Origin of the sequence: Nocardioides sp. (assembly GCF_041600255.1) — a bacterium.
Classification (GTDB): Bacteria; Actinomycetota; Actinomycetes; order Propionibacteriales; family Nocardioidaceae; genus Nocardioides.
This window is the reverse complement of sequence record NZ_JBFIKK010000126.1, coordinates 1-9,106: the sequence shown is the minus strand read 5'-3', so window position 1 is coordinate 9,106 and position 9,106 is coordinate 1. Positions and strand designations below refer to the sequence as shown.

Genomic DNA, 9,106 nt, shown 5'->3' with positions numbered 1-9,106 from the left:
GTCACCGGTTACTGACACGCAGTTCCCCACACACTCCGACGGGGTCGGGTCGCTCGGGCGGCTCGGCCCCGTCGGCATGTCCGGCGCGGCTTCAGCCTCGGGGGAGTCGGTCCAGCTTCAGCCCGGCCCGGCGGATGGCCCGGATGATCCGGCGCAGGCCCTCGGAGGTGTGCACCGCGGTGCCGTGCATCAGCAGGTTGCCGCCGGCGGCCAGCGGCGGCGTGCGGTAGTCGCCGTACCTGACCCGCTCGATCATCCGCGCGGTCGTGGTCCGGTCCCAGTCGTAGGTGTCGGCGGTCCAGCGACAGACCGTGTACCCCTCCGCCTTCGCCAGTCGGGCGAGCCGGGCGGTGAAGGAGCCCGCCCCGAACGGCGGCCGCAGCAGTTTCGGCTCGGTGGTGGCGCCGATGCCGCCGCGGATCTGCTCGCGCACCTGCCGATCGCTGAGCTGGCTCAACGGCTGGTGGCTTGCTGTGTGGTTGCCGAGCAGGTGGCCCTCACGCTTCATCCGCTCCAGCAGGCGGGGGTAGTGCGGTCGCCAGGTGCCGGTGTGGAAGAAGCGACCCCGCACCCGCAGGTCGCGCAGGGTGTCGAGGATCCGGGAGACCTGCTGGTAGTCGCCGCCGTCGTCGAAGGTGAGCCAGACCCGCCGGCCGGTGTTGCCACACTCCTCCACGGCACGGATCTGCTTCAGGGTGAACCGGCCCCTCGTCACCGGCCCCGAGCGGTCGATCGGGCGGGTTCCGACGCCCTGGACCCGCAGGGTGCGCGAGTTCTCCCGGGTCAGCTCGGCGTGGCCGACCACGTTGGAGGTGCCGGGGGTGCGGGGGAGCCGGGCGTAGCACCTCCGGGAGGAGGTGTCCCGGACCGGGTTGTGCCAGACGGGCCCGTGGCAGGTCACCTTCGCGCCCCCGGTCCCGGTGGCGGTGATGGTCGCCTGGTAGCCGTCGGGGACGCCGTACACGGTGACGACGGCGGGCACCCGGGCGCCGGGGGCGTCGTACATCGGGGCGTTGACGTCGACGCGGAGCCCGGAGCGGGCATCCGCCGTGGCCGGGCCCGACGGGGGCGCCAGGGCGCTGAGCAGGGCGGCGACGGCGGCGAGGGCGATCAGGCGAGGACGGCGAGTCACGAGCCGGAAGCCTAGGCGCGACCGGGCGCCGCCCGTTGCGAAACGAGCGACGCCAGCGGGGGTCGAGCGGGATCAGTTGTAGCGGACCACGCTGAGCAGGTAGTCGTCGAGCCATCCGCGCAGCGAGTCGTTGTCGCCACCGTCGAACAGGTTGGTGAAGACCTGCAGCTTGTGCTTGCCGCGCCCGATCTTCGTGCAGAACTGCAGCGAGTGCGCGTTGTAGTCCGGCTGACTGGTGAAGGCCACCACGTCACCGACAGCGGTGTAGGGCTGGATCGGGGTGCCGTCCAGGTGCACCTCGAGACCCATCCAGTCGCTGAGGTCGTCGGTGCTGCCCCCGAGCTGGGCCTCGGCGGAGAAGGTGATCAGCAGGGTGTCGCGGCCCCGGCGCGGGCCGGCCACGACCATGGCGGCGCCGGGAACGGCGATGTCCTCGGCATTGGTGCCGGTCTCGCCGAAGGTGAACGGCACGTTCACGATGCGGCTGCGCATGTTCACGTTGCGGCCTCCGTCGCACCGATACACCCGCGGGTTGTCGGCCTTGGCGGCGACACCGGGCGAGGCCTGGCCCCGGTGGTCCGAGGCCGGGGATGCCTGCGACGACGTGGCCAGCCCGAGAGTGCTCACGGCGAGGACGGCGGCGGCGATGATGGCAGGTACCTTGCGGTTCTTCATGGGGGAACTCCTTGGTCGGGCAACGCCGCTTCGGATCGGCGTGCATTGACGGCTCAGGAGTGGTCTTGACCAGCCGTGATACGTGGGGGCCCGTGTCCCCAGGATGCAGCCGCAGGCCGGACCCGGTGGTCCGGCCTGCGGCTGGTGACCCGCGCTGGCTCGTCGTGGAGGAGCCGGTGGTTCTACTTCGTGTCGATCGCCGTCAACGTCACGTCGGCGGCGACGCCGGCGTAGTTGTTGGTCACGACGTACACCGTCCCGGTGGGGATGGCGCCCGCCTCGTTGGCGGCCCCGGTGGCGATGTCTCCGACGACCGCGCACTCGTCGTTGAGGAAGTAGACGTCGAGGTCGATCGTCGTCGGGCCCGCCGAGAGCGACATCGTGTGCGCCCCGTCCCCGAAGCCCTCCGGCAGCAGGGTCACGTGTCCGTCGCTGTCCTGCGAGGCGGGCGGGTAGGCGCAGGTGAGTGCCATCTCGGTGCCCACGATGCCGCCGGCCACCTCGTTGCCGCCCGGGTTGGTGCCCAGGATCGTGAAGGACTCCTCGAACGGCGGGTCGAGGGGCTGGGGCGGCAGCGGCTCGATCGCGCTGCTGGCGCCGAAGACCTGGAGGTCACCGAACTGGGCGTTCGTCTTGGTGTCCCCCATCGCCTCGTCCGCGAAGACCCGGATGAAGGAGGCCTGCACCGGCTTGGTCAGCGTGAACGTCCGGTGGTGGACGTCGTCGACCGTGGGGCGGGGAGCGGCGTAGCCGAACGCGTCCTGGCCGATCGGCTGCGTGCTCCAGTTGACCCCGTCGTCCGAGGTCTGGACGGTGAACGACTTGACCGCCTCGAAGCGCGAGGTCGTGAAGGCGCTGACCTGGAAGGTCCTGATCGTGGCCGGCTTCGCCAGCTCGATCACGGCGTTGCCCGAGCCGACCTGGGTCTTCCACCGGGTGAGCTCGGTGTCGTCGATCAGGGAGTCGGCGCCCTTGGCGGAGGAGGAGACGATCGAGGCCCCGTTGGCGAGGGAGGCCAGGTTCGGGCTGAGCTTGATCGACCTCTTCCACGACCTGCCCTCGGCGAGCTCGACCGTCGTCAGGGTCTGCGCGCCGAAGCCGCGCGCCTGGATCGTCAACGGGTAGCTCCCGGCGACGGCCGGGAACGTGGCCCGCCCGGACTCGTCGGTGATCGCCACCGGGGTGACGCCGGCCTCGAGCGTGCCCAGGATGACGTTCGCGTCCTTGATCGGGCCACCGGTGGTGGCGTTGGTGAGCCGGACCTCCACGGTGCCGTTGCGCTTCGGGTTCTGGTGCGCGAACGACGGGGTGGGGTCGATGTCGTTCGCCCCGGTCGGGTCGTCCTCGGTGGTGTCGTTGGCGGCGCCGACGCCCATGCCGTGGCCCGCGAAAGCGCCGTACACGGTGTCCTGGAGGACGTTGAAGTCCAGCTCGCGGTGGTAGCGGATCGCCAGCGCCTGCAGGATCGCGTCACGCATGTCGAGCATGCTCGGGTCGTTCGGCGCGAGCGGCATGGCGTCGGTGACGATGAAGGCCGAGATCTCCGAGGCCCGCTGCTCGCCGTACTGCGCGATCAGGCTGCGGCGGACGTCCCACAGGGTGGCGGTCCAGATCTCACCGTCGGCGTGGACCTGGGGTCCGCTGAGGTCGTAGCCGATGTCGCCGAAGGTGGCCTCGGTGTGGTCGGAGGCCCAGTTGCGGATGCCGCGCTCGGTGTTGCCGGTGACGTAGGCGCCGACAACCGAGTCGTCCTGGAAGCCCTCGCCGTTGAGGTGGTTCAGCGCGTACCAGTCACCCCAGCCCTCACCCATCGCCCCGGACTGGTGACCGCCGAGCGCCCCGTCCTCGGTGCCGACGTAGCGGTTGGAGAGGCCGTGCGCGTACTCGTGCTCGATCACGCCGGCGTCGAACGAGCCGTCGCGGCAGGGGCCCTCGAACGCGTCGTTGATCGGCTCCCACAGGAACATCCCGCTCCACGGGGCGATGCCGTCGGGCAGCGTGAGCATGTAGGCGTTGTCGCGCCCGGTGTACGTCGGCGCACCACCGCTGATCGCGCCCGCCTGGACGAGACCCATGATCGGGTCGCCGCCGTCGGTCTGGAAGTTCCCGGCGCTCTCGGTGAACCCGTAGGAGTAGAACTCGTCGTGGATCCGGTTGTGGTGGTAGAAGAGGTTGGTCGAGGAGGCGTCCGCGTCCTGGGCGTACGACGGCGGCACGGCCTGGCACTCGGAGGTGCCCCAGGCGTCGGGGAAGCCGAAGTTGAACTGTCCGGTCGGAGCGACCGTCCGGTTGGCCTGGTCGGCCGGCGCGATGAAGTTCGACCAGTTCTTGAAGGTGTCGGCGTTGTTGCCGAACAGGGTCACGCCGATGCCGGTCAGACCGGTCGGGTCGACGTACCCGCCCGGCGACTGCGGGGTCGGGCCGAAGCTCTCCTTGACGGCCTTGCCGCCGAGCGGTGCGCCCGGGTGGTTCGGGTAGACGATGCCCTCGGCCTCGTGCTGGACCAGCGAGGACTGGTGCAGCACCGTGCCGGTCGTCGCGTCGACGAGCAGGTCCCAGCCCTCGTCGAGCGCCGTCACCAGCAGCACGCGGTACGCCGCGCGGGCACCCTCGGCGGTCGGGAAGACCGCCTTCTGCACGTACGACGCCGACGCCAGCCCGGTGCTGAACTTCTGGAAGCCGGCCGTGCTGCCGGCAGCCTTCGGCGTCAGGGACTTCACGCCGAAGCCGGTGGCGGCCGTGGTCAGGGCAGCAGCGGGGGTCAGCGTCCAGCCGCCCAGCAGGTTGGTCCGCGGGCTGAGCGAGCCGGTGAAGCTCAGCACCCGACCCTGACCGTCGACAGCCAGACCCAGCGAGCCACCGCGGCGAGCGGCGACGCCGTTCACGGTCTGGGTGAGGTTGACGACGGTGACGTCGACGTCGGTCAGCCGGTGGTCGCGGGTGACCTTCAGCGTGTCCACCTGGGTGTCGCTGAGGCCGAGCGCCACCCGGTTCTCCCGGACGAAGGCCCGGGCGGCGTCGACGGCGGAGCCGTCGTGCGGCCCGGACAGGGTCTGGCCGGCGCCGGGGTAGAGGGTGCGCGGCGTGCCGAAGCGCTGGTCCCAGGTCAGGGTGGTGTCGGCCCCGCCGCGGCGCACGAGAGCGCTGACGGCGTCGAGCTGGGCCTGGCTGGGCTTGACCAGCGGGTGGCCGAGCCGGGTGTCGGTGGTGGCGGTGGACTGGCCGGATCCGCCGAGCCGGTGCTCGGAGATCGCGTTCGCGGACGAGGTCAGTCCGGTCGCGGCCAGGGTCGCAGCAGCCGTGGCGAGGATCGTCGCGGTGGCCACAGAACGTCGCAGACGCATGGGGTGCCTTTCGTTGGTCGGCTCGAGGGATCGAGGGACGTCGGGGCAACGAGAGGCGGAGAACGCGAGTGATGGTCCAGACCGGTTCAGAAACGTGCAGTGCAGGAACCTGCAGTCGAGGCGGAGGTGTCAGCGCAGCCGGGCGAGGTAGGCGCCGGTCCGCTGCAGGTCGTTCACCCGACGCTCCCAGGTGACGCCGACGACCGTGAGCACGGTCCCGGCCAGCCCGATCAGGATCCACTGCGGGGTCTGCGCCAGGTACGGCGCGAGCTCGCGCAGCACCAGGACGGCGCCGACGACGCTCCCGATCAGCAGGGGTGCGTTCCAGCGCAGCGTGGCGCCGGCGAGGACCAGGCCCAGGCAGCCGGCGCCGAGCAGGGCGGCGCGCAGCGTGATCGGGTCCCCGGCGAGCACCCACAGCAGGGACGGCACGGTGGCCAGGGCCAGGCCGGGGGTCAGCGCGAACGACGTGCTGGACGCGGGCTCGTCGCGCAGTCGCCAGAGCCCGACCAGGGTCAGGGCGACGGCGCTGGGCAGGGTGTAGGCCTCCGGTGCCTCCACCCCCAGGTCCGCGAGCCGGACCCAGGTGGCGGCAGCGAGCAGGAAGCCGCCGACCCAGCCCAGCAGCCGACGCGAGCGGTGGACCAGGGCGCTGGCGCTGACCAGGGCACCGGCCAGGGTGAGGTGCACGGCCAGCCAGGTCTCCGGGTCGGCGGCTGCCGCACCGGCGCTCGTCGCGGACACCAGAGCGGCCAGGGCAGCCACGGTCTCGAGCTCGACCCTGGGGCGGGCCAGCGCGAGCAGGCCCAGCACCACCAGGATCGGGGCGGCCCGCAGGCTGGTCTCGACGTCGGCGATCTCGGCGACGCTCCAGACCAGTCCGGCCAGGGCGGCCGGGAGCACGGCACCGCCGAGCCGCCGACCGGTCAGGACCTCACCCGCCGCGACCCGGTCGGTGGCGAGCAGGGTGGCCGCCGCAAGCACCAGGACGAACGTCGCCGCCGCGGTCAGCCAGTCGCTGGACCGGGCAGCGATCACAGCGGCCAGCGCGACGGCGAGGCCCGCGACGGACTCGCCCCCCGACCAGCCGTCGGCCCGTCGTACGGCGTCCGCGACCAGGCCGAGGCCGATCAGCCCGAGCGAGGCGGTGATCGTCCAGAGCGGCACCGCCAGCAGGGTCAGGGTCCCCGCGCCCGCGACCAGGCCCAGGGAGACGGCGAACAACGGCCAGGGCAGGCGCAGTGGACGCGGCGGCAGCAGCGCGAGGGTCAGCAGGACCCCCAGGACCGCCGGCACGAGCAGACCGGGGTGGGCGACCGAGTCGGCGGTCGGCAGCCGCACCCCGGCGGATCGGGTGAAGGGTTCGCCGAGCACCAGCACCCGGTCGACCCCTTCGGTGGCCAGGGTCAGCCCGGTGGCCAGCACCGGCACCGTGACCACGGCGAGCGGCACCCGCGGCACCACGGCCCAGTGGCCGCGCGCCAGGTGCGCCGCTGCGGCCCAGACGACGAGGAGGGCCAGCGCGGCGAGCGTCAGACGGGTCGGTCCGTCGTCGGTGGCGAAGATGCCCAGGGTGACGGTGAGGCCCAACGCGCTGGCCGCCAACGATGCGCGGACGACGTGCAGGTGGGCCGATGCGATCGCGGGCAGCAGCAGCAGGATCGACGCGGTGAGCAGCCCCCAGCCGTGGCCCTCGAGCCACAGGGCGCGCAGGGTGGCGTGGGTCGCCGCGTCCTCCACGGCCTGGGCGGCCAGGGCCGCCCACCAGGTGCCGCCGCCGACCGCGGCGACCACGGCGAGCGTCCTCAGCGACGCGAAGCGCCCGAGCGCGACGAGGCCGGCGAAGGCAAGCACGGCCGCGGTGGCGGCCCGTTGGTCGTGGACGGTCAGGCCGGCGACGCCGGCCGCCAGCACCCACAGGCCCAGCGCCGCCACGACCTGCGGCACCTGGAGGGTGGCGCGCAGGGAGATCAGGCCGAGGCTGGCCGCGAGCAGCGCGCCCCCCACCAGGCAGGCGGTGGCCGCTGCGTCGAGATCACCGAACCAGCCCGCCTGTTCGGCGCCGACCACGTCGAGGACGACCAGTCCGAGCGCCACCGTCGTCATCGCCTCGCCGGCAACGCGCAGCCCGCGGCCCGACAGCCAGGAGCCGAGACCGCCGGCCGCCAGGGTGAGGCCGACCAGGACGGCGGTCCGGCCGCCGATGCCGAGCCAGGACCAGGCGACGGCCAGGAAGATGACCGCCGCCGCGAGCAGGCAGAGCGCGCCCAGGCTGAGCAGGATCTTGGGCACCGAGGCCGCGCGCAGGCCGCCGGAGCGTCGTACAGCGGTGGCCGGGGTCCCGGTGGGCTGGCTGAGGGCCGACTCGCTGACCGTCTCGGTGGCCGCCTCGGCCGGTACGGCGGCCCGGCGGATCTCCGCGACCAGCTCGTCGGCCCGCTGCAGGGTGCGGAAGAGCCCGGGGACCAGCGGCCCGGTCAGGTCCAGTTCGCAGGCCGGGCACGCAGTCGGGTTCGGCGGCAGCGGCGCCCGGCAGTCGGGGCAGACGCTGGGGTCGGCGTAGCGGCTCATGAGTCCATTCAGGCGCATGCGGGACCGTGAGGGAAAGGGCCTTACGACTCAGACGGGTGGGTATCCGGGCTCAGGCGTGCCCGGTCGTGTGCCTCTCAGTCGCGACGCCGCAGTCCGCAGGTCGCCGGCCCGTCGAGCACCTGGCCGTCGGGGCTGAAGCGCGACCCGTGCAGCGGGCAGTCCCAGCTGCGTTCGGCGTCGTTCCAGTTGACGATGCCGCCCAGGTGGGTGCACACGCCCGAGACCCGGCGCAGGGCGCCGTCGGTCGTCGACACTGCCGTCGGAGGGGCGGCTCGGTCGAGACGGACCTCGCCCTCGCCTTCGGCGGGCGAGCCGCTGCCGGGGTGCAGGGCGGGCCGGACCCAGCCGGCGCCCATCTGCAGGGCGACGCCTGCGTTGGCGCGGACCGCGTCCAGGGCCCCCTTCGGGAGCCGGCGCGACCAGGTGGAGAACGCCCCCGCCCAGGCAGGCGGGTCGCCCATGACTCGTGCGGCGATCGCGTGGGCTGCGGCCACGCCGTTCGTCATGCCCCACTTCGAGTAGCCGCCGGCCATCAGCAGGTGGTCGGTGCCGGGCAGTACCGGTCCTGCGTACGGCAGCCCGCCGTGGGTCACGTAGTCCTGGGCCGACCAGGCAGAGACCTCCTCGGTGGCGGGGAAGTGCTCGGCGGTCCAGCGGCGCAGGGTGTCCAGCCGCTCGGTCGCGGAGTGCTCGCGCCCGGTCGGGTGGCCGTTGCCGCCGACCAGCAGCAGGCTGCCGTCCTCCGAGGGCGTGTCGCGCAGGGACCGTGAGGGTGTCTCGGCGGAGAGGTACATGCCGTCGACCGCCCGGTCCGGCGTACGGAACGCGAGGCCGTAGGAGCGCGCGGCCTCCACCCGGGCGAAGAACCCGCCCCGGTCGAGCAGGGGAGCGTTGGTGGCCAGCACGACCGTGGTGGCGCGGGTGTCGCCGTGGTCGGTGCGCACGAGATAGGGGTCGTGGTCGTCGACTCCTCGCACTCGTACGCCCTCGAGCAGGTGCACGCCCTGGGCGGTGGCCTCACGGGCCAGCGCCGCGAGGAGCTCGACCGGGTCGAGCTGGAGCTGGTCGGGCAGCAGTACCGCGCCGTGCGTGGCCAGCTCCAGCGACGGCCGGTCGATCCAGGAGACCGGCAGCCCGGCGCCGCGGGCGACCTCGAGCTCGCTGCGGGCGGAGAGGGCGCCCTTGTCGCTGCTGGCGTACGTGTACGCCGGGCGATGCTGGACCGCGACCCCCGAGCCTGCGCAGAACTGCTCGACCCAGGCCTGGGCCTCGGTGTTGGCGCGCACGTAGTGGGCGACGAGGTCCTGCGGCTGCCGGCGTGCGATCCGGGACAGCTGGGTGCCCTGGAGCAGGCTGACCTTGG

The 9,106-nt window shown here is 73.0% G+C and carries 5 protein-coding genes; all 5 read right to left on the bottom strand.

Annotation, left to right across the window (positions count from 1 at the left end; translation table 11 throughout):
- Positions 1 to 91 precede the first annotated feature (91 nt).
- Complete coding sequence (locus ABZE72_RS13595; RefSeq protein ID WP_372729569.1) at positions 92 to 1,132, bottom strand: polysaccharide deacetylase family protein; 1,041 nt, start codon at positions 1,130 to 1,132, stop codon at positions 92 to 94.
- A 72-nt stretch (positions 1,133 to 1,204) separates the two neighbouring features.
- A complete protein-coding gene (locus tag ABZE72_RS13590) occupies positions 1,205 to 1,807 on the bottom strand; it encodes a hypothetical protein (protein ID WP_372729568.1) in 603 nt (200 codons plus the stop codon).
- A 182-nt stretch (positions 1,808 to 1,989) separates the two neighbouring features.
- Positions 1,990 to 5,151, bottom strand: a complete 3,162-nt coding sequence (locus ABZE72_RS13585; RefSeq protein WP_372729567.1) for a M36 family metallopeptidase — start codon at positions 5,149 to 5,151, stop codon at positions 1,990 to 1,992.
- Positions 5,152 to 5,280: 129 nt separating this feature from the next.
- Entirely contained in the window at positions 5,281 to 7,722 is a 2,442-nt protein-coding gene (locus tag ABZE72_RS13580; RefSeq protein WP_372729566.1) for an SCO7613 C-terminal domain-containing membrane protein, read from the bottom strand.
- A gap of 95 nt (positions 7,723 to 7,817) precedes the next feature.
- A partial coding sequence (locus ABZE72_RS13575; RefSeq protein WP_372729565.1) for an FAD-dependent oxidoreductase occupies positions 7,818 to 9,106 on the bottom strand: 1,289 nt, incomplete at its 5' end.

Bases quoted from the DNA above. Each gene is read 5' to 3' on its own strand.
- ABZE72_RS13590 (WP_372729568.1), bottom strand. From the start codon at position 1,807: ATGAAGAACCGCAAGGTACCTGCCATCATCGCCGCCGCCGTCCTCGCC.
- ABZE72_RS13585 (WP_372729567.1), bottom strand. From the start codon at position 5,151: ATGCGTCTGCGACGTTCTGTGGCCACCGCGACGATCCTCGCCACGGCT.
- ABZE72_RS13580 (WP_372729566.1), bottom strand. From the start codon at position 7,722: ATGAGCCGCTACGCCGACCCCAGCGTCTGCCCCGACTGCCGGGCGCCG.